The 22,098-nt window shown below is 59.8% G+C and carries 23 protein-coding genes and 1 pseudogene; 10 read left to right on the forward strand and 14 right to left on the reverse strand.

Going from position 1 to position 22,098, the window contains the following annotated elements; all coding sequences use genetic code 11:
- Positions 1-6: 6 nt before the first annotated feature.
- Complete coding sequence (locus ACZZ0D_RS16105) at positions 7-612, forward strand: TetR/AcrR family transcriptional regulator (RefSeq protein ID WP_150647094.1); 606 nt, start codon at positions 7-9, stop codon at positions 610-612.
- An 89-nt stretch (positions 613-701) separates the two neighbouring features.
- Here ACZZ0D_RS16105 and ACZZ0D_RS16110 read toward each other — a convergent pair whose 3' ends face one another.
- Positions 702-1,160 (reverse strand): REP-associated tyrosine transposase, encoded by a 459-nt coding sequence (locus ACZZ0D_RS16110; RefSeq protein ID WP_463553762.1) that lies wholly within the window; start codon positions 1,158-1,160, stop codon positions 702-704.
- Positions 1,161-1,372: 212 nt separating this feature from the next.
- Positions 1,373-1,813, reverse strand: coding sequence for a GlcG/HbpS family heme-binding protein (locus tag ACZZ0D_RS16115; protein ID WP_053118462.1), 441 nt, complete (start codon positions 1,811-1,813; stop codon positions 1,373-1,375).
- A gap of 268 nt (positions 1,814-2,081) precedes the next feature.
- Here ACZZ0D_RS16115 and gcl point away from each other — a divergent pair.
- The 8 genes and pseudogenes from gcl to ACZZ0D_RS16155 all read left to right on the forward strand — a co-directional run bounded on the left by gcl (position 2,082) and on the right by ACZZ0D_RS16155 (position 11,763).
- Positions 2,082-3,858, forward strand: a pseudogene (gene gcl, locus ACZZ0D_RS16120) (glyoxylate carboligase).
- A 178-nt stretch (positions 3,859-4,036) separates the two neighbouring features.
- Positions 4,037-4,819 (forward strand): hydroxypyruvate isomerase, encoded by a 783-nt coding sequence (gene hyi, locus ACZZ0D_RS16125; protein WP_159812681.1) that lies wholly within the window; start codon positions 4,037-4,039, stop codon positions 4,817-4,819.
- Positions 4,820-4,949: 130 nt separating this feature from the next.
- Positions 4,950-5,843, forward strand: a complete 894-nt coding sequence (locus tag ACZZ0D_RS16130; RefSeq protein ID WP_463553763.1) for a 2-hydroxy-3-oxopropionate reductase — start codon at positions 4,950-4,952, stop codon at positions 5,841-5,843.
- A 154-nt stretch (positions 5,844-5,997) separates the two neighbouring features.
- A complete protein-coding gene (locus ACZZ0D_RS16135; RefSeq protein ID WP_463553764.1) occupies positions 5,998-7,272 on the forward strand; it encodes a glycerate kinase type-2 family protein in 1,275 nt (424 codons plus the stop codon).
- Positions 7,269-8,684: a pyruvate kinase gene (gene pyk, locus ACZZ0D_RS16140; RefSeq protein WP_053118455.1), complete on the forward strand. Its 1,416-nt coding sequence runs from the start codon at positions 7,269-7,271 to the stop codon at positions 8,682-8,684. The genes ACZZ0D_RS16135 and pyk overlap by 4 nt, the downstream gene beginning before the upstream one ends.
- Positions 8,685-8,899: 215 nt before the next feature.
- Entirely contained in the window at positions 8,900-9,814 is a 915-nt protein-coding gene (locus tag ACZZ0D_RS16145) for an urea transporter (RefSeq protein WP_463553765.1), read from the forward strand.
- 21 nt (positions 9,815-9,835) lie between these two features.
- On the forward strand, positions 9,836-10,660 hold the full coding sequence (locus ACZZ0D_RS16150; RefSeq protein ID WP_159812675.1) for an ion transporter: 825 nt from the start codon (positions 9,836-9,838) through the stop codon (positions 10,658-10,660).
- A gap of 104 nt (positions 10,661-10,764) precedes the next feature.
- Entirely contained in the window at positions 10,765-11,763 is a 999-nt protein-coding gene (locus tag ACZZ0D_RS16155) for a sulfate ABC transporter substrate-binding protein (protein WP_053118449.1), read from the forward strand.
- Positions 11,764-11,883: 120 nt separating this feature from the next.
- Here ACZZ0D_RS16155 and ACZZ0D_RS16160 read toward each other — a convergent pair whose 3' ends face one another.
- Positions 11,884-12,504 (reverse strand): DUF5666 domain-containing protein, encoded by a 621-nt coding sequence (locus tag ACZZ0D_RS16160; protein WP_159812674.1) that lies wholly within the window; start codon positions 12,502-12,504, stop codon positions 11,884-11,886.
- A gap of 233 nt (positions 12,505-12,737) precedes the next feature.
- Between ACZZ0D_RS16160 and ACZZ0D_RS16165 the strand changes: the two genes are divergently transcribed.
- Positions 12,738-13,925, forward strand: coding sequence for an MFS transporter (locus tag ACZZ0D_RS16165; protein WP_463553766.1), 1,188 nt, complete (start codon positions 12,738-12,740; stop codon positions 13,923-13,925).
- A 67-nt stretch (positions 13,926-13,992) separates the two neighbouring features.
- On the opposite strand, the gene ACZZ0D_RS16170 is transcribed toward ACZZ0D_RS16165, so the two are convergent.
- From ACZZ0D_RS16170 to ccmA, 11 genes are all read right to left on the reverse strand, one after another.
- The gene (locus ACZZ0D_RS16170; protein ID WP_053118443.1) at positions 13,993-14,397 is read right to left on the reverse strand and encodes a type II toxin-antitoxin system HicB family antitoxin; all 405 of its coding nucleotides are present in this window, start codon (positions 14,395-14,397) and stop codon (positions 13,993-13,995) included.
- Positions 14,398-14,715: 318 nt separating this feature from the next.
- Positions 14,716-15,120 carry a hypothetical protein gene (locus tag ACZZ0D_RS16175; RefSeq protein ID WP_053118435.1) on the reverse strand — a complete coding sequence of 135 codons (405 nt, stop codon included), beginning with the start codon at positions 15,118-15,120 and terminating at the stop codon, positions 14,716-14,718.
- Between the two features lie 25 nt (positions 15,121-15,145).
- On the reverse strand, positions 15,146-16,348 hold the full coding sequence (gene ccmI, locus ACZZ0D_RS16180) for a c-type cytochrome biogenesis protein CcmI (RefSeq protein ID WP_463553767.1): 1,203 nt from the start codon (positions 16,346-16,348) through the stop codon (positions 15,146-15,148).
- Positions 16,345-16,815: a cytochrome c-type biogenesis protein gene (locus ACZZ0D_RS16185; RefSeq protein ID WP_212544240.1), complete on the reverse strand. Its 471-nt coding sequence runs from the start codon at positions 16,813-16,815 to the stop codon at positions 16,345-16,347. Before ACZZ0D_RS16185 ends, ccmI begins: the two co-directional genes overlap by 4 nt.
- Positions 16,812-17,348, reverse strand: a complete 537-nt coding sequence (locus ACZZ0D_RS16190) for a DsbE family thiol:disulfide interchange protein (RefSeq protein ID WP_212544239.1) — start codon at positions 17,346-17,348, stop codon at positions 16,812-16,814. Before ACZZ0D_RS16190 ends, ACZZ0D_RS16185 begins: the two co-directional genes overlap by 4 nt.
- Positions 17,345-19,333, reverse strand: coding sequence for a heme lyase CcmF/NrfE family subunit (locus ACZZ0D_RS16195; RefSeq protein ID WP_282358564.1), 1,989 nt, complete (start codon positions 19,331-19,333; stop codon positions 17,345-17,347). Before ACZZ0D_RS16195 ends, ACZZ0D_RS16190 begins: the two co-directional genes overlap by 4 nt.
- Positions 19,334-19,336: 3 nt before the next feature.
- Entirely contained in the window at positions 19,337-19,792 is a 456-nt protein-coding gene (ccmE, locus tag ACZZ0D_RS16200) for a cytochrome c maturation protein CcmE (RefSeq protein WP_053118425.1), read from the reverse strand.
- Positions 19,789-19,965: a heme exporter protein CcmD gene (ccmD, locus tag ACZZ0D_RS16205; RefSeq protein WP_008055370.1), complete on the reverse strand. Its 177-nt coding sequence runs from the start codon at positions 19,963-19,965 to the stop codon at positions 19,789-19,791. The genes ccmE and ccmD overlap by 4 nt, the downstream gene beginning before the upstream one ends.
- Positions 19,962-20,717, reverse strand: a complete 756-nt coding sequence (locus tag ACZZ0D_RS16210) for a heme ABC transporter permease (RefSeq protein ID WP_053118423.1) — start codon at positions 20,715-20,717, stop codon at positions 19,962-19,964. Before ACZZ0D_RS16210 ends, ccmD begins: the two co-directional genes overlap by 4 nt.
- A 79-nt stretch (positions 20,718-20,796) precedes the next feature.
- Positions 20,797-21,465, reverse strand: a complete 669-nt coding sequence (gene ccmB / locus ACZZ0D_RS16215) for a heme exporter protein CcmB (RefSeq protein ID WP_007919970.1) — start codon at positions 21,463-21,465, stop codon at positions 20,797-20,799.
- A complete protein-coding gene (ccmA, locus tag ACZZ0D_RS16220) occupies positions 21,462-22,097 on the reverse strand; it encodes a cytochrome c biogenesis heme-transporting ATPase CcmA (protein WP_463553768.1) in 636 nt (211 codons plus the stop codon). Before ccmA ends, ccmB begins: the two co-directional genes overlap by 4 nt.
- Between the last annotated feature and the right edge of the window lies 1 nt (position 22,098).

Below are 22,098 nucleotides of genomic sequence, written 5' to 3' on the forward strand. Positions count from 1 at the left end.
GGGTTTATGAGCACAATCCGCGAGCGCAACAAAGAACTGATCCTGCGTGCCGCCAGTGAGGAGTTTGCCGACAAGGGCTTCGCTGCGACCAAAACCAGCGACATCGCCGCCAAGGCGGGATTGCCCAAGCCCAACGTCTACTACTACTTCAAGTCCAAGGAAAACCTTTACCGCGAGGTACTGGAAAGCATCATCGTGCCGATTTTGCAGGCCTCGACCCCGTTCAATCCGGACGGCGTTCCGAGCGAAGTGCTGAGCGGCTACATCCGCTCGAAGATCCGCATCTCCCGCGATCTGCCGTTCGCCTCGAAAGTGTTCGCCAGCGAAATCATGCACGGCGCCCCACACCTGAGCGCCGACCTGGTCGAGCAGCTCAACGGCCAGGCCAAGCACAACATCGACTGCATCCAGAGCTGGATCGACCGCGGGCAAATCGCCCCGATCGACCCTAATCACCTGATGTTCAGCATCTGGGCCGCGACCCAGACTTACGCCGACTTCGACTGGCAGATTTCTGCGGTGACGGGGAAGGAGAAGCTGGATGAGGCGGATTATGAAGCGGCGGCGCAGACGATAATCCGGTTGGTGTTGAAGGGGTGTGAGCCGGACTGATGCTATCGCGAGCAGGCTCGCCCCCACAGGGGAACGCATTCCAAATGTAGGAGTGAGCCTGCTCGCGATCGAGGCACCACGGTTCCGGCTCAAACCCAAATCGCATCCCACAGTGGATAATCACCAAGCTTATCCACCAAGCCAGCCCGCAATGGGTTGGCCACCACATACCGCGCCATTTTCACTAAATCCTCCTCCTGCCTTAATGCCCGGTCATGAAACCCTCTCTGCCAGAGAGGACTGCAATCACCAGTGACCTGCCTCACCGCTTTAGTGCTTAGGGACTTGGTCTTTTGCATCAGCTCACTCAAAGATCCCTGCTGTAACTCAACCAACCAATGAAAATGATCTGGCATAACCACCCAGGCCAGAGAATTCGCCAAGCCGGAATTCTGCGCATATCGAAATTGATCGACGACCAGTCTGCCCAAGGGGAAGTCCTTGAAGATTGGTTTTCGCTGGTGCGTATTGGTGGTTAACAGGTAAATGCGACTGGCTTCGGCATAGCGTCCGACTCGCAATCGATGTGCCGCGGGTAGATCCGGCATTCCTTTGCCTCCCATGTTTAAGTCATGAGAAGGCTAGTTGTGGGGATTCAATTGGGGCGGGCAATCAGTTGGCAGGATGTGTCTGCGAGGTAGCTATCGCGAGCAGGCTCACTCCTACAGGGGGTTTGAGGTGTTCATACATTTTGTGTCTGAACACAAACCAATGTAGGAGTGAGCCTGCTCGCGATAGCGGCTATTCAATCAACGCAGATTCAAGCAGCCACCCCCGCATCCGCCCGCAACTCCAGCGCCTCCACCGCTTTAATCGCCACTTGCTCATCGATATCCGACAGATCGCCGCTAATCCCGATCGCTCCCAGCACATTCCCCGCCTGATCTCGAATCAACACACCGCCCGGTGCCGGCACGACGCTGCCCTGGCCCATGCTGTTGAGCGCGGCAATAAAGGCTGGGCGTTGTTGGGCGTCGAGGGCTAGCAGGCGCGAGCCTTTACCGAGGGCGATGGCGCCCCAGGCTTTGCCGATGGCGATTTGTGGGCGGAGCAGGCTGGCGCCGTCTTCGCGTTGCAGGGTCACCAGGTGGCCGCCGGTGTCGAGTACTGCGATGGTCAGGGGGGCGGCGTTGATGCCGCGCCCTGCGTTGATGGCCTCGTTGACCAGTTTGACTGCGACTTTCAAGGTTAAAGCGCTCATGGTGCCGTCCTCATTTTGTTATAGGGAAAGTCGTGGGCCTGCGGTTTTGTGCCGCAGTCCGATGCAACAAATAGAACACAATGAATTATTTTTTTGTATACAATAATTCTCGAAAAGCGCCACATGCGACGAAAAGCCACAGTCATAAAGGCTTCCGACGAATGAAACAGGCGCTTGAGAAAATGGATTGACCTGCGCCGTCCGCCGTGAATACACTCTGCGCAAAGCCACTTGTATACAATTACAAAACGTAAAGAGGCACAAAACCATGAGCAAAATGAGAGCAATCGAAGCCGCCGTTCTGGTGATGCGCCGTGAAGGGGTTGATACCGCTTTTGGCATCCCGGGCGCTGCCATCAACCCGCTGTACTCCGCCTTGCAAAAAGTCGGTGGCATCGATCACGTCCTTGCTCGCCACGTCGAAGGCGCCTCGCACATGGCCGAGGGCTACACCCGCACTAAAGCCGGCAACATCGGCGTGTGCATCGGTACTTCCGGCCCTGCCGGTACCGACATGGTCACCGGGCTCTACAGCGCCTCGGCCGACTCGATTCCAATCCTCTGCATTACCGGCCAGGCACCCCGCGCCCGTATGCACAAGGAAGACTTTCAGGCTGTCGACATCACCAGCATCGTCAAGCCAGTCACCAAGTGGGCGACCACTGTTCTGGAACCAGGCCAGGTGCCTTACGCGTTCCAGAAAGCGTTTTTTGAAATGCGCTCCGGCCGTCCAGGCCCAGTGCTGATCGACCTGCCGTTCGACGTGCAGATGGCCGAAATCGAATTCGACATCGACGCTTACCAGCCGCTGCCATTGGCCAAACCGACCGCTACCCGCATTCAGGTCGAGAAGGCTTTGGCGCTGCTCGATCAGGCTGAGCGTCCACTGTTGGTAGCAGGCGGCGGCATCATCAACGCCGACGCCAGCGATCTGCTGGTTGAATTCGCTGAGCTGACCGGCATCCCGGTTATCCCGACCCTGATGGGCTGGGGCACCATCCCGGACGATCACCCGCTGATGGTCGGCATGGTCGGTCTGCAGACTTCGCACCGTTACGGCAACGCGACCATGCTGAAATCCGACGTGGTGTTGGGGATCGGTAACCGTTGGGCTAACCGCCACACCGGTTCGGTTGACGTTTACACCGAAGGCCGCAAGTTCATTCACGTCGACATCGAAGGCACGCAGATCGGTCGTGTGTTCACGCCGGATCTGGGCATCGTGTCCGACGCCGCTGCAGCACTGACCGTGTTCATTGAAGTAGCGCGTGAATGGCAAGCCGCCGGCAAGCTGAAAAACCGCAGTGCCTGGCTGCAAGATTGCCAGCAGCGCAAAGCCAGCCTGCATCGCAAGACCCACTTCGACAACGTGCCGGTGAAACCACAGCGCGTTTACGAAGAAATGAACCAGGTGTTCGGCAAGGACACCTGCTACGTCAGCACCATTGGTCTGTCGCAGATTGCCGGCGCGCAGTTCCTGCACGTCTACAAGCCGCGTCACTGGATCAACTGTGGCCAGGCCGGCCCGTTGGGCTGGGCAGATTCCGGCAGCGCTGGGCGTGGTGAAGGCCGATCCGAGCCGGAAAGTCGTGGCCCTGTCGGGGGACTATGACTTCCAGTTCATGATCGAAGAACTGGCGGTCGGCGCTCAGTTCAAACTGCCGTACATCCACGTCGTGGTGAACAACTCGTACCTGGGTCTGATCCGTCAGGCACAGCGCGGCTTCGAAATGGACTACTGCGTGCAGCTGTCCTTCGATAACCTGAACGCGCCGGAACTCAACGGTTACGGTGTTGACCACGTCGCAGTCGCTGAAGGCCTCGGCTGTAAGGCGCTGCGTGTGTTCGAACCATCGGAAATCGCCCCTGCCCTGCGCAAGGCCGAACAGATGATCGAAGAGTTCAAAGTGCCGGTGATCGTCGAGATCATTCTGGAGCGTGTGACCAACATCTCCATGGGTACCGAGATCAACGCCGTCAACGAATTCGAAGACCTGGCGCTGGTCGGCAACGATGCGCCAACGGCGATTTCGCTGCTTGATTGATCGTAATTAGCTCCCTCTCCCTCCGGGAGAGGGCTGGGGTGAGGGAAAGGTTTTGCGGTGATCGCAAAATTCGGATCAGACTCAGGATCCCCCTCACCCTAACCCTCTCCCCCAGGAGAGGGGACTGATCGCGAACATTCTGACCAACCGTGTCACATCCGTTTTTTAGGAGACCACCATGCCGCGTTTCGCAGCCAACCTGTCCATGCTGTTCACCGAACAGGATTTCCTTGCCCGTTTCGACGCCGCCGCCAAGGCTGGTTTCAGCGGTGTCGAGTACCTGTTCCCGTACGATTTCAGCTCTGCCGAAATCAAGGCCAAGCTCGACGCCAACGGTCTGACCCAAGTGCTGTTCAACCTGCCGGCCGGTGACTGGGCCAAGGGCGAGCGCGGTATCGCGTGCCTGCCGGATCGGGTTGAAGAGTTCCGTGCCGGTGTCGATCTGGCCATCGCTTACGCACAAGTGCTGGGCAACACCCAGATCAACTGCCTGGCCGGTATTCGTCCGCAAGGCGTTGATGATGTCACCGTGGAAAAAACCTTCGTTGCCAACCTCAAATACGCGGCTGACAAGCTGCAAGCGGCGGGCATCAAACTGGTGATGGAAGCAATCAACACCCGCGACATCCCGGGTTTCTACCTGAACAACACGGCGCAAGCCCTGTCGATTCGCGAACAGGTCGGCAGCGCCAATCTGTATCTGCAATACGACATCTATCACATGCAAATCATGGAAGGCGATCTGGCCCGCACCCTGCAATCGCATCTGGGCGAGATCAACCATGTGCAGCTCGCGGACAACCCGGGCCGCAACGAGCCGGGCACCGGTGAGATCAACTATCGGTTTCTGTTCGAACATCTGGATCGCATCGGTTATCAGGGTTGGGTCGGTTGCGAGTACAAGCCGCTGACCACCACCGAAGCAGGCCTGGGCTGGCTGAAAACCCACAACGCAATCTGACAAACACATGACCCTGTAGGAGCTGCCGAAGGCCGCGATCTTTTGATCTTGTTATTTTGAAGATCAAGATCAAAAGATCGCAGCCTTCGGCAGCTCCTACAGGGAAGGACAAAAACAAGAGGATTTTCTCATGGCTAAAATCGGATTTATCGGCACCGGCATCATGGGCCACCCAATGGCTTCGAACCTGCAGAAAGCCGGTCACAGCCTGTTCCTGTCGGCGCACCACGACGCCGCCCCGGCCGACCTGGTTGCCGCTGGCGCCGTCGCCCTGGCCAACCCGCGCGAAGTCGCGCAGGAAGCTGAATTCATCATCGTCATGGTGCCGGATACCCCTCAAGTAGACGACGTACTGTTCCGCGCTGACGGCGTTGCCGCTGGCCTGAGCAAAGGCAAAGTCGTTATCGACATGAGCTCGATCTCGCCGACCGCCACCAAAGCTTTCGCGGCGAAGATCAACGAGAAAGGCGCGCAGTACCTCGACGCCCCGGTTTCCGGTGGTGAAGTCGGCGCGAAGGCCGCGACCCTGAGCATCATGATCGGTGGCGACGCCGATGCCTTCGAACGCGCCCTGCCGCTGTTCCAGGCCATGGGCAAAAACATCACTTTGGTCGGTGGCAATGGCGACGGTCAAACCGCCAAAGTCGCCAACCAGATCATCGTGGCCCTGAACATTCAGGCCGTCGCTGAAGCCCTGCTGTTCGCTTCGAAAAACGGTGCTGATCCGGCCAAGGTGCGTGAAGCACTGATGGGCGGTTTCGCGTCCTCGAAGATCCTTGAAGTGCACGGCGAGCGCATGATCAAAGGCACTTTCGATCCAGGCTTCCGCATCAGCCTGCACCAGAAAGACCTGAACCTGGCCCTGCAAGGCGCCAAAGAGCTGAACATCAACCTGCCAAACACCGCCAACGCCCAGCAAGTGTTCAGCACCTGCGCAGCGATCGGTGGCAGCAACTGGGATCACTCGGCGCTGATCAAAGGTCTGGAGCACATGGCCAACTTCTCGATTCGCGACAAAAAATAAAGCCTGCACAAAACCCTGTGGGAGCGAGCCTGCTCGCGAAAGCGGTTGCACATTCAACATCCATGTTGGCTGACACACCGCCTTCGCGAGCAGGCTCGCTCCCACAAGGGTTCCGAGTTGCCCTTTCGAATAACAAGAATTCCGGGAGCCCGCCATGTCGGTCGATCCGCAACAACTGCTGCGCGAGCTGTTTGCCACAGCCATCGACGCGGCCCATCCGAACCAAGTCCTAGAAGCCCATCTGCCTGCCGATCGTACCGGTCGGGTGATCGTCATCGGTGCCGGCAAAGCCGCTGCTGCCATGGCGCAAGTGGTCGAGAATTGCTGGGAAGGTGAAGTGTCTGGCCTGGTGGTGACCCGTTACGGTCACGGCGCCCCGTGCGAAAAAATCGAAGTGGTCGAAGCCGCGCATCCGGTGCCGGACGCTGCCGGTCTGGCCGTGGCCAAACGCGTGCTCGAACTGGTCAGCAACCTGACCGAGGACGACCGCGTAATCTTCCTGCTCTCCGGCGGTGGTTCTGCCCTGCTCGCATTGCCGGCCGAAGGCATCACCCTCGCCGACAAGCAGTCGATCAACAAAGCCCTGCTCAAATCCGGCGCGACCATCGGCGAGATGAACTGCGTGCGCAAGCACCTCTCGGCGATCAAGGGCGGCCGTCTCGGCAAGGCCTGCTGGCCTGCCACTGTTTACACCTACGCGATTTCCGATGTGCCGGGCGACCTCGCCACGGTCATCGCTTCCGGCCCGACCGTGGCCGATCCAAGCACCTCCGCCGAAGCGCTGGCGATCATCAAACGCTACGGCATCGAGATTCCGGTTTCGGTGCGCAACTGGTTGCAAAGCCCTGAGTCGGAAACCGTCAAACCCGGTGATCCGAGTCTTGCGCGCAGCCACTTCCAATTGATCGCCCGTCCTCAACAATCGCTGGACGCGGCGGCAGTGAAATGCCGTCAGGCCGGGTTCAGCACGCTGATCCTCGGCGACCTCGAAGGTGAGTCGCGCGAAGTGGCGAAAGTCCACGCCGGCATCGCTCGCCAGATCATCAACCATGGCCAGCCATTGGCAGCGCCGTGCGTGATTCTCTCCGGCGGCGAGACCACCGTGACCGTGCGCGGCAATGGCCGTGGCGGACGCAACGCCGAATTCCTTCTGAGCCTGACCGAAAATCTCAAAGGCCAGCCCGGCGTCTATGCCCTGGCCGGTGACACCGACGGCATCGACGGCTCGGAAGACAACGCCGGCGCGATCATGACCCCGGACAGCTACGCCCGCGCCGCCGCCCTCGGTTTGAGCGCCAGCGACGAGCTGGATAACAACAACGGCTACGGTTATTTCGAGGCGCTCGATGCGCTGATCGTCACCGAGCCGACCCGCACCAACGTCAACGACTTCCGCGCCATTCTGATCCTTGAGAGCTGCAAATCATGACGCCTGATAAAAAGGTAAAAATCCTCGCCACCCTCGGGCCTGCCGTAGACGGCATCGAAGAGATCCGTGAACTGGTCGAGGCCGGGGTGAATATCTTCCGCCTGAACTTCAGCCACGGCGATCACGCCGACCACGCCAAACGCTATCAGTGGATCCGCGAAGTCGAGCGCCAGCTCAACTACCCGCTGGGCATTCTGATGGACTTGCAAGGGCCGAAACTGCGCGTCGGCAAGTTCGCTGACGGCAAGGTGCAACTGCATCGCGGTCAGGCCTTCCGTCTCGATCTGGACGCGACACCGGGCGATCAGCGCCGAGTGAATCTGCCGCATCCGGAAATCATCGAAGCGCTGGAAGCGGGCATGGATCTGCTGCTCGACGACGGCAAGCTGCGTCTGCGCGTAGTCAGCAAATACGCTGACGCGATCGATACCACCGTGCTCAATGGCGGCGAGTTGTCGGATCGCAAAGGTGTGAACGTACCGCAAGCCGTGCTCGACCTCAGCCCGCTGACCGCCAAGGATCGCCGTGACCTGAGCTTCGGTCTGGAGCTGGGTGTGGATTGGGTCGCGCTGTCGTTTGTGCAGCGTCCGCAAGACATCGTCGAAGCCCGCGCGTTGATCGGCGACAAAGCCTTTTTGATGGCAAAAATCGAGAAGCCTTCCGCCGTTGAACAACTGCGTGAAATCGCGGAATTGAGCGACGCGATCATGGTGGCCCGTGGCGACCTTGGCGTTGAAGTGCCGGCCGAAAGCGTGCCGCAGATCCAGAAAAACATCATCACCACCTGCCGCGAACTCGGCAAACCGGTGGTGGTGGCGACGCAGATGCTGGAGTCGATGCGCTTCTCCCCTGCCCCGACTCGCGCCGAGGTGACTGACGTCGCCAACGCCGTGGCCGAAGGCGCTGACGCGGTGATGCTGTCGGCAGAAACTGCGTCCGGCGAGTACCCGCTGGAAGCCGTGCAGATGATGAGCAAGATCATCCGCCAGGTTGAGAACGGCCCGGACTATCAGACCCAGCTCGACGTCAGCCGGCCGAAGGCTGAAGCGACCGTGTCCGATGCGATCAGCTGCGCGATCCGTCGCATCAGCAACGTGCTGCCGGTGGCGGTGCTGGTCAACTACAGCGAGTCGGGCACCTCGAGTCTGCGTGCAGCGCGGGAGCGGCCGAAAGCGCCGATCCTCAACCTGACGCCGAACCTGCAAACCGCGCGGCGTCTGAGCGTGGCGTGGGGGATTCACTCGGTGGTCAACGATCGCCTGCGTCAGGTCGACGAAGTCTGCTCAACCGCACTGGAAATCGCCCAGGCCCAAGGCATGGCCGAGCGTGGCGACACGCTGCTGATAACTGCCGGTGTGCCGTTTGGTCAGCCTGGATCGACTAACTCGCTGCGGATCGAAACGTTGATCTAAGCCACACCTATTGATGCTCAAAAAGCAGCTGTGGGAATAGAGGTTATTCCTTCAATCAAAATGCTTGAGTGCCACAACTGGCCTCTTCGCGAGCAAGCCCGCTCCCACAGTTGATTTGTGTGCATCACAAACTCAATGACTGAACAGAGATTCAATGTGGGAGCGGGCTTGCTCGCGAAGATGGCAACTCGGTTTCACTGACTTTCAGAACTGCCATGTCTGCCAATCATTTCAACACCCACTGCCCCGACTGGGCCGAGGCTTTGCTCAACGGTTTCAGTCAAATATTCCTCCAGCGTCATCCGCTGTGCGGCCTGCTGTGTCTGTTGGCGATCCTGCTGACCGCACCCGTGCTGTTCGCCGGGGCGCTGCTCGGTGCCGTCGCCGGATTGCTCACCGCGCAACGCCGCAATTACGCCAAGGCTGATCGCCAGGCTGGACTGTTCAGCTACAACGGCATCTTGCTCGGTCTGCTGCTGAGCCTGTATTTCCCGTGGTCGCCGATGCTGCCACCGCTGATTCTCGCCGCTGGTGGCTTAAGCGCGATGGTCACGCAGCAGTGGCTCAAACATGTCTACAGTAGCCGATCGATTCCGGCCTACACCTCGCCGTTCGTGGCCATGAGCTGGGTTCTGCTGCTGTTCGCCGAACCGTCGGCGCCGATGGCACACGTAGAAATGAGCACGCTGAACCTGCTCGCCGCCGAACTGCGTGGCCTCGGCCAGGTGATGTTTCTCGGTCATCCACTGGCCGGCGCATTGGTCGCCATCGGCTTGCTGGTCGCTGATCGCCGCGCGTTTTGCTGGGCACTGTTGGCGTCGGCCATCGGCCTCGGCTCGAGCCTGCTGCACCACGAAACCAGCGTTGCACTGCTCGGCATCGGCAGCTACAACGCCGTGCTCGCAGCCCTCGCCTTCTCGTCGCAACGTCAACAACCGTGGTTGCCGCTGCTCGGCATCGTTCTCGCGCTGTTGGTCACGCCGCTGTTTGCAGCGGTTGGCCTCGCCACTTTGACCGCGCCGTTCATCCTCGCCGGCTGGCTGATCCGCGCCGGGATTCAGATGCTCGGCAAAGCGTCGGTCGAGCGTGCGCCTTGCGCTCACGGGGAGAATCAACCTAGGCTGCGCTGATCTTTGATTCAGGCGTTTTCCATGGACAGCAGCAACAATTGGCGCGAACGGCTCTACGTCATGATTTTCCAGAGCGACACCCTCGCCGGGCGTCGCTTCGACGGCATCTTGCTGTTGATCATCCTCGCCAGTCTGGTGATCGTGATGCTCGACAGCATCGACAGCATTCACCAGAACTACGCGAACGTGCTGGCCTACATCGAGTGGGGCTTCACGATCATCTTTCTCGGCGAGTACATCCTGCGTCTGTATTGCTCACCGAAGCCGCTGCGCTACGCCTTCAGTTTTTACGGGTTGGTGGATTTGCTGGCGATCGTGCCCGGCATCCTTGCGCTGTATTACAGCGATGCTCAGTACCTGCTGATCATCCGGATCATCCGCATGCTGCGGATTTTCCGCGTGCTCAAGCTCAGCCCGTACCTCAAACAAGCCAACTATTTGATGTCGGCGCTGCGCGGCAGCAAGCAGAAGATCGTCGTGTTTCTGGTCAGCGTCTGCACGCTGGTGACGGTATTCGGCACGCTGATGTACGTGATCGAAGGCCCGGAGCATGGTTTCACCAGCATTCCCAAAGGCATCTATTGGGCGATCGTCACGCTGACCACCGTGGGCTTCGGCGACATCGTGCCGAAGACGCCGCTGGGCCAGGTGATTTCGTCGCTGGTGATGATCACCGGTTACTCGATCATCGCCGTGCCCACGGGTATTTTCACCGCCGAACTGGCCAACGCCATGCGCGGTGAACAGCTGCAACACGACTGCCCGGTGTGCAAGAAAAACAGCCACGAACACGGCGCGGCGTTCTGCTCGCGGTGCGGCAATCAGCTATTCAAGAAAGTGGAATAAGCAAAGAGCTTTTTAATCTTTAAGCGACTATGCGCGCCCCGTTATAGTCAGTGGCAATTGAACATCACTCCCCCGATACATACGCAAACAACAAGGAATGCGCAGTGAAAAAACTCTTTGGCGCCTCACTTCTCGCCGCCGGCCTGGCCTTGGCCAACATCGCTCAGGCAGCCCCGACGCTGCTTAACGTTTCCTACGACGTGATGCGCGATTTCTACAAGGACTACAACACTGCGTTCCAGAAACACTGGCAAGCCGAGCACAACGAAAACATCACCGTGCAGATGTCTTTCGGCGGTTCGAGCAAGCAAGCGCGCTCGGTGATCGATGGCCTGCCGGCTGACGTCATCACCATGAACATGGCCACCGACATCAACGCCCTCGCCGACAACGGCAAACTGGTGCCGGAGAACTGGGTCACCCGTCTGCCGAACAACAGCGCGCCATTCACCTCGGCCACCGTGTTCATCGTGCGTAAAGGCAACCCGAAAGCCCTGAAAGACTGGCCGGATCTGCTCAAGGACGGCGTGCAAGTGATCGTGCCGAACCCGAAAACCTCGGGTAACGGCCGCTACACCTACCTGTCGGCCTGGGGTTATGTGCTGAAGAACGGCGGCGACGAGAACAAGGCCAAAGCGTTCGTCGGCAAACTGTTCAAGCAAGCGCCAGTGCTGGATACCGGTGGCCGCGCCGCGACCACAACCTTCATGACCAACCAGATCGGCGACGTGCTGGTGACCTTCGAAAACGAAGCGGAAATGATTGCTCGCGAGTTTGGTCGTGATCAGTTTGAAGTAATCTACCCGAGCGTTTCGGCAGAGGCTGAGCCACCGGTGTCGGTGGTGGATAAAGTCGTCGACAAGAAGGGTTCACGGGCGGCGGCGGATGAATATCTGAAGTACCTATGGTCGCCGGAAGGTCAGGAAATTGCGGCAGCGAACTACCTGCGTCCGCGTGATCCAGCGGTGTTGGCGAAGTACACCGATCGTTTCCCGAAAGTTGATTTCCTTTCGGTTGAGAAGACCTTCGGCGACTGGCGCACCGTGCAAAAGACTCACTTCAATGATGGTGGGGTTTTCGATCAGATCTACACCGGCCAGTAACACCTGATTACCCTTGTAGGAGCTGCCGAAGGCTGCGATCTTTTGCCTTTGATGTTTTAGAAGCAAGATCAAAAGATCGCAGCCTTCGGCAGCTCCTACAGGGGGATTGTGTTTAGGCGATTACATCGGTGGGGTCAGGCCATCCTTGCCGGCGGAGATGGATTGCGCGGTCAGCGTGCCATCCGCGCTCTGCGTCACGAACGTGACGATCTTCACCCCAACCTTCAGCAAGCTCCGATCGCCCGGCAGCAGATTCACAATCGGCACATCCTCCGGCACCAGAATCTTCTGCTGCCCACCCTTGTAGTTCACCGTCAGCACCCGCCCATTGCTCACCACCAGATCGCCGACGCTGCCATTGGTCATGCTGCTGCCCTTGGCCAGATCAAACGGCCGATGACCGTCGCCACTCCCCGCCAGCTCCGGTGGAAACACATGCACTTCCAGCGCCTTGAGCGTGCCGTCTTCCTGCGGCATCGCCGCCGAGCCGATGTAGCTGCCGGGTTTGATGTCTTCGATGTTGGCCAGGGTAACGGCGCGAACCTTGGTGTCGCCGGTTAACTGAATCACCACGTTCTCGCCGCTGTTGACGTGGACTTTCAAGCTGTCCGGGCTGACCCCGGTGATCTCGCCGCGCACGCCGAGGCGCATGCCAGGTGCGTCGGCGGCCTGCACGCTGGCGGCGCCGAGCAGGCTGATCAGGACAATCGTTGCGGTGTGGCGAAGCGTCTGACGAAACATTGCATTCCTCCGGTGATCAACGTGGAACAAGCCGATGCAAACATAAGCACGCTATCGAAGAAGATGTAAGTGAATGTATCATCAGCCCTCAACGGTCGGACGCAAGGTTCGCCCCGAATGGCCACGGCCGTCATTACCCGACGTAATAACTGATATCAACCGAAGGCTGCTTCTGCCCGTTCGGTTTGTCCCTTAGCCTCATCGCATTCCTTTCGCTGGATCGAGTAACCCCTATGACCGCCACGACTCACGCAATGACCCGAGGCATGGTGCTGCTGTTCGCCTTCTGCTGCGGCGCCATCGTTGCCAACATCTACTACGCGCAGCCAATCATCGGCCTGATCACGCCGGACATTGGCCTGAGCGACACCATGGCCAGTTTCATCGTCTCGCTGACGCAGATCGGTTATGCGCTGGGCCTGTTTTTTTTGGTGCCGCTGGCGGATCTCCTGGAAAACCGTCGGTTGATGATCATCACTACCGTGGTGGCGATTGCCAGCCTGTTGGCGGCGGCGTTTACCGATCAGCCTAATGTGTTTCTGCTGATCTCGTTGTTGGTCGGCTTCAGCTCGGTGTCGGTGCAGATTCTGATTCCACTGGCGGCGCACCTTGCTCCGGAAGAATCCCGTGGCCGTGTGGTCGGCGGGATCATGGGCGGTTTGTTGCTGGGTATTCTGTTGGCGCGACCGGTATCGAGCGTGGTTGCAGATCACCTCGGCTGGCGGGCGATGTTCATGATTGCTGCGGCACTGATGGCGGCGATCAGCGTGGTACTGGCGCTGACCGTGCCCAAGCGCCAACCGGATCACAGCGCCACGTATGGCCAACTGCTTGGCTCGTTGTGGACGCTGCTGCGCCAGCAACCGGTGCTGCGTCAGCGCGCGTTTTATCAGGGCTGCATGTTCGCCACGTTCAGCCTGTTCTGGACGGCCGTGCCGCTGGAACTGGCGCGCAACCATGGTTTGTCGCAAAGCGAGATCGCGATTTTCGCGCTGGTCGGTGCCATCGGTGCCATCGCCGCCCCGATCAGCGGACGCCTGGCCGACGCCGGCCACACCCGCATCGCCTCACTGCTGGCCATGATCTTCGCCAGCCTGAGCTTCCTGCCCGCGTTCATCCACCCCGCCTACAGCGTCATCGGCCTGGCCGTGACCGGCGTGGTATTGGATTTCTGCGTGCAGATGAACATGGTGCTCGGCCAACGCGCGGTCTACTCGCTGGACGCCAAAAGCCGTGGCCGCCTCAACGCCCTGTACATGACCAGCATCTTCATCGGCGGCGCCTTCGGCTCGTCGGTGGCCAGTGCGGTGTATGAACATGGCGGCTGGTTGTGGATCGTGATTGTGGGGAGTGTGTTTCCGTTGTTGGCGTTGCTGCGGTTTTTGAGTGCTTCGCAGGGGCGATCGTTGGCCACGGCGTAGCTGCAAAAGCTTCGCGAGCAGGCTCGCTCCCGCAGGTCAATCTCCGGGCCTGAGGGAGCGAGAACGGTTAATACCGAACCAGTTTCTCCATCGCCGCATCCGCCAGAAAGGAGGAGCGGCTTTTGACGTTGTGTTCGCGCACATAACGATCGATGCGCTGAATCACGTAACCGGGGAGCGTCACGTTGACCTTTTCGGTCTTGCCCAGATACGGCGAGATATCCAGCTCGAGCATGCCCCAGCCCATCTCGGCGAACTCCGGGTTATTACGGTGCGCCGAGGCAGAGGTCGGCATGGGAATAGCGTCGCCATCTGCTGCAATCTCCTGCAGCATGATGTGCGCAATTTCGACGGCCGCATTGTAGGCATCTTCAAAGCTATCCCCGGCCGTCACGGCGCCAGGAATATCGGGGATCTGAATACCGATGGCAGTGTTCTCGTCGCCCCATTCGATGCAGATTGGGTATTGCATTACGGATCTCCTTTGCTTTTGCCAACTTGCCCCGGCCTCTTATAAATAACCCTAGAGTTATTTTTACTTAAACACATAAACGATAAGAGCGACGCCCGGTTGTTTTACAACATGTGATTGATCGCATCAAAAGCATCTCCGATCAGAACTCCCCTGTGGGAGCGGGCTTGCTCGCGAAGGCGTCGTGTCAGTCGACCTTTACTAACCTGACACACCGCTTTCGCGAGCAAGCCCGCTCCCACAGGGGTTCTCGAGCCGCTTCAAGATTTGCGCATGACGCAGACAAAAAAACGGCGATCCGAGGATCGCCGTTTTCATTTATTCCCCGAACTGCTTGCCCAGTCCCGGTGGCACGCCGTGGATGTTGGTGTCTTCCCACGGGCCGTTGGGGCTGATCGAGCGGCTCCAGCCGTTGTTCCAGCGGTAGTAGGTGCGCTGGCGGTAGAAGGTGTTGGTCTGGTCGTCGAGGACGTAGACGCCGAGTTTCTGATCCCAGTGGCTGTTGCCGCCCGGCGGTGGGGCGAAGCTGGCTGAGGTGCGCGGGACGGGTTTTGCCGGTTTCGCCGGGATGCTTTTGCCCGGCGTTGGCGAGGTCGATGGGGTCGGGCTTGGTTGCGACGGCGGGATCGGCGGCAGGTTGGTCGTCGGTTCCGGGCGTTGCACCGCACATGCACTCAAGCCCAGGGCCAGTGTGAGGACTGTGATTCGGGCGATGGTGTGCATGGCGGTGCTTTCCTTGTTTGCCCGATTATTTGTCCGGGCTGTCGATGGTCAGTGTTTGTAGCGCGGTGGTGCTGCTGGCCAGAGGGCCGCTGCGACCGACCCATTCCCCGGCAGTCGGTTGGCCGGCACGGGACACGCGCGCAACCAGTTGGACTTCAGGGAAGTTCGACAGTTTCAACTGCGGCATCATTGCGTCGGCATCGCCCAGTTCGACGGTCACCGGCAGATCCGCCACGGTCAGGCGCTTGGCGGCCAACGGTGCCGGTGGGCCGGAGGTGGCGCGGGCGAAGATGAACACGCTGTCGCCCGGTTGCACTTTGCCTTTGAGCTCGCTGGCCAGATCGACGCTGACTTTCAACAGCGCAGCTTTCGCCGGCGCGGGCGCCGCAGCGACCTTGCCACCGCTGGCTTCCAATCGTTCGGCGGCGCGTTTGATTCCGCCTTCCAGCGCGGCACGGGAATTGTCGTCCGGCGGCAATTGCGCGAGCAGACGGTTCCAGTAATCGATGGCTTGCTGATAGCGCTCGCCTTCGAACGCGGCGATGCCGAGCAGACCGAGGCTGGTGACTTCTTTCGGATCAGCCTTCAACGCTTCGTCAGTCAGTGCCTGAATTTTGTCCGACCACTTTTTGCCATCGGCAAAATACTGCGCCTGCGCCCACTGGCCGAGCAGTTCCGGCTGGCGACCGGCGAGATTGGCGGCGCGCTCGAACATCTTCGCCGCGTCCGCCGGACGATCCTGAGCCATGTAGGTACGGCCGAGGAAGTACACGCCCTCAGCAGAATCCGGTTGCGCGGCAACGGCGCGCTCCAGACGCTGGGTCATCTCTTCCATCGACTTCGGTGCTTCGGCGAATTCGCGGGTCAGTTCGACTTTTTCCACGGCACCGAAATGCATGTACAAGCCCAGCCCCAGCACCGGAACCAGCACGGCGGCCAGCAGCGGCAACGGTTTGCCCAATCGGGAAACCCGTGGCGCCGCAACCCCTTCGGTATCGGCCAGCAACTCACGCGCCGCTTCCGCGCGACCGCTGTCCATTTGCGCCGCGTCGAGCACGCCTTCGGCCTGTTGCGATTGCAACTCGGCAACGCGCTCCTCGTACAACGCGACGTTCAGGGCAGTACGATCCTCTTCACGCTGGGCGCGACGTTCACGCAGAACCGGGATCAGCAGGAAACTCAGGGCGACCAGAAGCAACAGCCCTGCGGCAAGCCAGAAATCAATCATTCTTGGTTTTTATCCAACAGTTGGTCGAGGCGCTGACGCTCTTCGGTGGACAGCGATTGCGGGGTGTCGGCGCGTTGACCGCGACGACGGCGGACGATCACCGCGATCACCACGAAGCCACCGAGCAGCAGACCGGCCGGGCCGAACCACAGCAGCGCGGTCTTGGCGTTGAGTGCCGGTTTGTAGCGGACGAAATCACCGTAGCGATCGACCATGAAGTCGATGATCTGCTGGTTGTCCTTGCCCTCGCCGAGCATGCGGAAAATCTCTTTGCGCAGGTCAGCGGCAATCGGTGCGTTGGAGTCAGCGATGTCCTGGTTCTGGCACTTGGGGCAGCGCAGTTCCTTGGTCAGTTCGCGGAAGCGCTCGCGATCACCTTCTTTGGCAAACTCGTAGGTGTCGATCGCGGCGTGGGCCACGCCGACCAGACTCAAACCCAATACCACGGCAGCTAGAAAACGCTTCATGGCTTGGCCTCATCGACCAGAGCCTGATATTTGGCCGCGAGTTTTTCGCGCCAGACTTGCTCGTCGATCACGCCGACGTATTTGTCGCGGATGATGCCTTTGGCGTCGATGAAGAAGGTTTCCGGCGCGCCGTACACACCCAGATTCAGGCCCAACGAGCCTTCATCGTCACGAATGTCCAGCACGTAAGGGTTGTGAAATTCGCTCAACCATTTCAAGGCATCGGCGTTGGTGTCTTTGTAGTTGATGCCATAGATCACCACGCCACGCTCGGCGAGTTTGTTCAGCACCGGATGCTCGACCCGGCAGGAAATGCACCAGGTGCCCCACACATTGACCAGAGCCGGTTTGCCGAGAATGTCAGCCTTGGTCAGGGTCTTGTCGCCCTGCACGCTCGGCAGGGAAAACTCCGGGAATGGCTTGTTGATCATCGCCGACGGCAGCTCCGACGGATCGAGGTACAGTCCGCGATACAGAAACACCGCCACCAGCAGAAAAATCGCCAATGGCACCAGCATCAACCAACGTCTCATGCAGCCGCTCCCGTCATGCCCAGTGCTTCACGCACCTTGGATTTCACCTTGACCCGATAACGTCGATCGAGCGCCGCCAGCAAGCCACCGAGACCGGTCAGCAAACCGCCGAACCAGATCCAGCGCACGAACGGTTTGACGTGTACGCGCACGGCCCACGCGCCGTTATCCAGCGGCTCGCCGAGGGCGACATACAAGTCACGGGTGAAACCGGCGTCGATCCCGGCTTCGGTCATCACCGAGTTCTGCACGGTGTACAGACGTTTTTCCGGATGCAGCACGCTGATTTCCTTGCCATTGCGAATGACGCGAATGGTGCCTTTGTCAGACGTGAAGTTCGGCCCTTCGAAGTGCTTGGCGCCTTCGAAGACGAAGTGATAACCGGCCAGATCCATCGACTCGCCCGGCGCCAGACGCAGGTCACGCTCGGCACTGTTCTGACTCGACAACACCACGCCCAACGCGCAAACCGCGATGCCGAGGTGAGCGATCTGCATGCCCCAATAGCTGCGGGTCAGGGTCGGCAAGCCTTTGATCAGGCCTTTGTGACGGGTCTTGTCGAAGATGTCGCGCACGCCGGCGAGCAACACCCACGCGGCGAGCAGGAAGGTCGCGATGACCGCCCAGTTGAAATCGCCGTAAGCGATACCGGCAACCACGGCCAGCACCACGCTACCCAGCAGCACCGGGGTCAGCATGTTCACCAGCCATTTCACCGGGGTGTCTTTCCAGCGCACGACCATGCCGATTGCCATCACCACCATCAACAGCGCCATCAAAGGAATGAACAGCGCGTTGAAGTACGGCGGGCCGACCGACAGCTTGGCGCCGCTGATCGCATCGAGAATCAGCGGATAGAGTGTGCCAAGCAGGATCATCGACGCGGCCACGACCAGCACCAGGTTGTTGCCCAGCAGCAGGGTTTCCCGCGACCACAGGTTGAAGCCGACCTGACTCTTGACCACTGGCGCGCGCAGGGCGAACAGCGTCAACGATCCACCGACCACAAACAGCAGGAAGATCAGGATGAACACGCCGCGCTCAGGATCGGAGGCGAACGCGTGTACCGAGGTCAGCACGCCGGAACGCACGAGGAAGGTGCCGAGCAGGCTCAGCGAGAATGCCGCAATCGCCAGCAACACCGTCCAGCTCTTGAACACGCCACGTTTTTCCGTGACCGCCAGCGAGTGGATCAGCGCGGTGCCGACTAGCCAAGGCATGAAGGAAGCGTTTTCCACCGGATCCCAGAACCACCAGCCGCCCCAGCCGAGTTCGTAATACGCCCACCACGAACCGAGGGTGATGCCGATGCCGAGGAAGGCCCAAGCGACGATCGTCCACGGACGCGACCAGCGCGCCCACGCCGCATCCAGTCGACCACCCATCAGCGCGGCGATGGCGAAAGCGAAGGCCACCGAAAAACCGACATAACCCATGTACAGCATCGGCGGGTGAACGATCAGGCCGATGTCTTGCAGCAATGGGTTGAGGTCAGCGCCGTTGCTCGGCATTTGCGGCAGGATGCGTTTGAACGGGTTGGACGTGAGGATCAGGAACAGCAGGAAACCGGTGCTGATCATGCCCATCACCGCCAGCACGCGGGCGAGCATGACTTGCGGCAACTGGCGGGAGAACACCGACACCGCGAACGTCCAGCCACCGAGAATCAGTGCCCACAGCAGCAACGAACCTTCGTGGGCGCCCCACACCGCGCTGAATTTGTAATACCACGGCAACGCGGTATTCGAGTTGTTCGCCACGTAGGCGACGGAGAAGTCGTCGACCATGAATGCGTAGGTCAAGGCGCCGAAGGCGAACAGCAAAAACGCAAACTGCCCCCACGCGGCCGGCTGGGCCAGACTCATCCAGAAACGATCACCGCGCCAGGCGCCAATCAATGGCACCACGGCCTGCACCAGCGCAAAACACAGCGCCAGAATCATCGCCAGATGGCCCAACTCAGGAATAAAAATCGCCGACGTCATGGATCAACCCTCCTTCGCAGGTGTTGGGGCGGATTGACCGCTGTCTTTCAAGGCTTTGGTCACTTCCGGCGGCATGTACTTCTCGTCGTGCTTGGCCAGCACTTCGTCGGCGACGACCACGCCATCAGCATTGATCTTACCCAGCGCCACGATGCCCTGCCCTTCGCGGAACAAGTCCGGGAGGATGCCGCGATAGGTGATGGTCACGGATTTGTTGAAATCGGTGACGACGAATTTGACGTCCAGCGAGTCCGGTGAACGTTGCAGCGAGCCCTTCTCGACCATGCCACCGGCACGGATGCGCGTGTCTTGCGGTGCTTCGCCGTTGGCGATCTGCGTCGGCGTGTAGAACAAGTTGATGTTCTGCTGCAGGGCGCTAAGGGCCAGGCCGACGGCAGCGCCGACCCCGACCAGAATGGCCAGAATGATGATCAGACGTTTCTTGCGCAGCGGATTCACTTGCCGTTCTCCCGGCGCAGACGACGCGCCTCTTGTTGCAGATACCGCTTGCGGGCCAGGATCGGCGCCGCCACGTTAAGCGCCAGTACCGCCAGACAGATGCCGTAGGCCGACCAGACATAAAGGCCATGATGGCCCATGGCGAGAAAATCGCCGAATGAAGCAAAACTCATCGAGCGGCCTCCAGACTGTTCTGTACTTCTTCTTTCACCCAACTGGCGCGGGCTTCGCGCTTGAGCACTTCAAGGCGCATGCGCAGCAACAGCACGGCGCCGAAGAAGCAGTAGAAACCCAGTACCGTCAGCAACAGCGGCAGCCACATCTCGGCCGGCATCGCCGGTTTTTCGGTGAGGGTAAAGGTCGCGCCCTGGTGCAGGGTGTTCCACCACTCCACCGAATATTTGATGATCGGGATGTTGATCACGCCGACGATGGCCAGCACCGCGCAGGCCTTGGCGGCGCTGTCGCGGTTGCTGATGGCATTGCCCAGCGCAATCACGCCGAAATACAGGAACAGCAGAATCAGCATCGAGGTCAGCCGCGCATCCCAGACCCACCACGAACCCCAGGTCGGTTTGCCCCAGATCGCCCCGGTGACCAGCGCCACGGCGGTCATCCAGGCACCGATCGGCGCCGCGCATTGCAGGGCGACGTCAGCCAGTTTCATCTTCCACACCAGACCGACAATGCCGCACACCGCCAGCATCACGTAGATCGACTGCGCGAGCATCGCGGCAGGCACGTGGATATAGATGATACGAAAGCTGTTGCCTTGCTGATAATCCGGCGGCGCGAAGGCCAGCCCCCAAACGACGCCGACGCCAATCAACAGCAACGCTGCGATGCTCAGCCACGGCAAGAACTTGCTGCTGATGCCGTAGAACCACTTCGGTGAGCCGAGCTTATGAAACCAGGTCCAGTTCATACTGTTTCCATCACGGGTGCCGCTCATCGATGTGAGCTGGCATTTGGGTCTTTGCTGATCAAATTTTGATCAGACCTCATTATTCGCCGACGCTGATCTTCAGGCCAGCAGCTATTGCAAAAGGTGTCAGGGTGATCGCCAGGGCGGTCAGGCTACCAAGCCACAGCAGATACCCGGTCGCCGGCATGCCTTGGAGGGCGGCCTGCAAGGCGCCACTGCCAAGGATCAACACCGGGATGTACAACGGCAGAATCAGCAGCGCCAACAACAGGCCGCCGCGTTTCAAACCGACCGTCAGTGCCGCGCCCACCGCGCCGAGCAAGCTCAGCACCGGTGTACCCAGCAACAACGACAGCAACAAAACCGGCAGACACGCGGCAGGCAAACCGAGCATCAACGCCAGCAGAGGTGAGAGCAAAACCAGTGCCAGACCGGAGAAAAGCCAGTGTGCCAGCACCTTGGCCAATACCAGTAGTGGCAGGGGGTGCGACGAAAGGACCCACTGTTCCAGGGATCCGTCTTCGAAATCACTGCGGAAAAGCCCGTCCAGCGAGAGCAAGACCGACAAAAGCGCCGCCACCCAGACTAACCCCGGGGACAGGTTTTGCAACACTTGAGTTTCCGGGCCGACGGCCAGCGGGAACAAAGCGATGACGATGGCGAAGAAAATCAGCGGATTAGCCAGCTCCGCCGGGCGGCGAAACAGCAGTCGCGATTCACGGGCAACCAGCAGGCCGAAGACACTCATACTGCCCAGTTCCCCAAATCGATATCGCGATAACCGGCCGGCATCCGGCTCAACGTGTGGTGCGTGGTCAACACCACCAGACCACCATGTTCACAATGGTTGGCCAGATGTTCTTCAAGTTGCGCAACGCCTTGTTTATCGAGGGCGGTGAACGGCTCGTCGAGAATCCACAGCGGCGGACTGTCCAGATACAACCGCGCCAGCGCCACGCGGCGTTGCTGGCCGGCGGACAAGCTGTGGCAGGGAACATCTTCGAAACCGCGCAATCCGACGGCTGCCAGCGCTTGCCAGATCGCCTCGCGTTCGGCGGGATGATGCAGGGCGCAGAGCCACGAGAGATTCTCTTCCGGGGTCAGCAAATCCTTGATTCCGGCAGCATGGCCGATCCACAACAGGTTGCGCGCCAGTTCGCTGCGCTGTTCAGTCAGCGGCAAACCGTTGAGCAGGACTTGACCGTCGGTCGGCTGCATCAACCCGGCCAACAGGCGTAATAAACTGGTTTTACCGCTGCCGTTGGAACCGCTGATTTGCACCATATCGCCACTGGCCAGTCTCAATTCGAGATTCTCGAAGAGCAGCCGCAGGTCACGTTCACACGCGAGGGCAACAGTTTGCAGGACAGGACTGGTCAAG

The organism is Pseudomonas sp. AC193 (assembly GCF_979258075.1).

Excerpts from the sequence above, each read along its gene's own strand:
- pyk (WP_053118455.1), top strand. The coding sequence starts at position 7,269 with ATGACGCCTGATAAAAAGGTAAAAATCCTCGCCACCCTCGGGCCTGCC.
- ACZZ0D_RS16115 (WP_053118462.1), bottom strand. The coding sequence starts at position 1,813 with ATGAGCGCTTTAACCTTGAAAGTCGCAGTCAAACTGGTCAACGAGGCC.
- ACZZ0D_RS16195 (WP_282358564.1), bottom strand. The coding sequence starts at position 19,333 with ATGACGTCGGCGATTTTTATTCCTGAGTTGGGCCATCTGGCGATGATT.
- ACZZ0D_RS16145 (WP_463553765.1), top strand. The coding sequence starts at position 8,900 with ATGTCTGCCAATCATTTCAACACCCACTGCCCCGACTGGGCCGAGGCT.
- ACZZ0D_RS16165 (WP_463553766.1), top strand. The coding sequence starts at position 12,738 with ATGACCGCCACGACTCACGCAATGACCCGAGGCATGGTGCTGCTGTTC.
- ACZZ0D_RS16105 (WP_150647094.1), top strand. The coding sequence starts at position 7 with ATGAGCACAATCCGCGAGCGCAACAAAGAACTGATCCTGCGTGCCGCC.
- ACZZ0D_RS16135 (WP_463553764.1), top strand. The coding sequence starts at position 5,998 with ATGTCGGTCGATCCGCAACAACTGCTGCGCGAGCTGTTTGCCACAGCC.
- ccmI (WP_463553767.1), bottom strand. The coding sequence starts at position 16,348 with ATGATTGATTTCTGGCTTGCCGCAGGGCTGTTGCTTCTGGTCGCCCTG.
- hyi (WP_159812681.1), top strand. The coding sequence starts at position 4,037 with ATGCCGCGTTTCGCAGCCAACCTGTCCATGCTGTTCACCGAACAGGAT.
- ACZZ0D_RS16130 (WP_463553763.1), top strand. The coding sequence starts at position 4,950 with ATGGCTAAAATCGGATTTATCGGCACCGGCATCATGGGCCACCCAATG.
- ACZZ0D_RS16160 (WP_159812674.1), bottom strand. The coding sequence starts at position 12,504 with ATGTTTCGTCAGACGCTTCGCCACACCGCAACGATTGTCCTGATCAGC.
- ACZZ0D_RS16185 (WP_212544240.1), bottom strand. The coding sequence starts at position 16,815 with ATGAAGCGTTTTCTAGCTGCCGTGGTATTGGGTTTGAGTCTGGTCGGC.
- ccmD (WP_008055370.1), bottom strand. The coding sequence starts at position 19,965 with ATGAGTTTTGCTTCATTCGGCGATTTTCTCGCCATGGGCCATCATGGC.
- ACZZ0D_RS16210 (WP_053118423.1), bottom strand. The coding sequence starts at position 20,717 with ATGAACTGGACCTGGTTTCATAAGCTCGGCTCACCGAAGTGGTTCTAC.
- ACZZ0D_RS16170 (WP_053118443.1), bottom strand. The coding sequence starts at position 14,397 with ATGCAATACCCAATCTGCATCGAATGGGGCGACGAGAACACTGCCATC.
- ACZZ0D_RS16190 (WP_212544239.1), bottom strand. The coding sequence starts at position 17,348 with ATGAGACGTTGGTTGATGCTGGTGCCATTGGCGATTTTTCTGCTGGTG.
- ccmB (WP_007919970.1), bottom strand. The coding sequence starts at position 21,465 with ATGAGTGTCTTCGGCCTGCTGGTTGCCCGTGAATCGCGACTGCTGTTT.
- ACZZ0D_RS16110 (WP_463553762.1), bottom strand. The coding sequence starts at position 1,160 with ATGCCGGATCTACCCGCGGCACATCGATTGCGAGTCGGACGCTATGCC.
- ACZZ0D_RS16150 (WP_159812675.1), top strand. The coding sequence starts at position 9,836 with ATGGACAGCAGCAACAATTGGCGCGAACGGCTCTACGTCATGATTTTC.
- ACZZ0D_RS16175 (WP_053118435.1), bottom strand. The coding sequence starts at position 15,120 with ATGCACACCATCGCCCGAATCACAGTCCTCACACTGGCCCTGGGCTTG.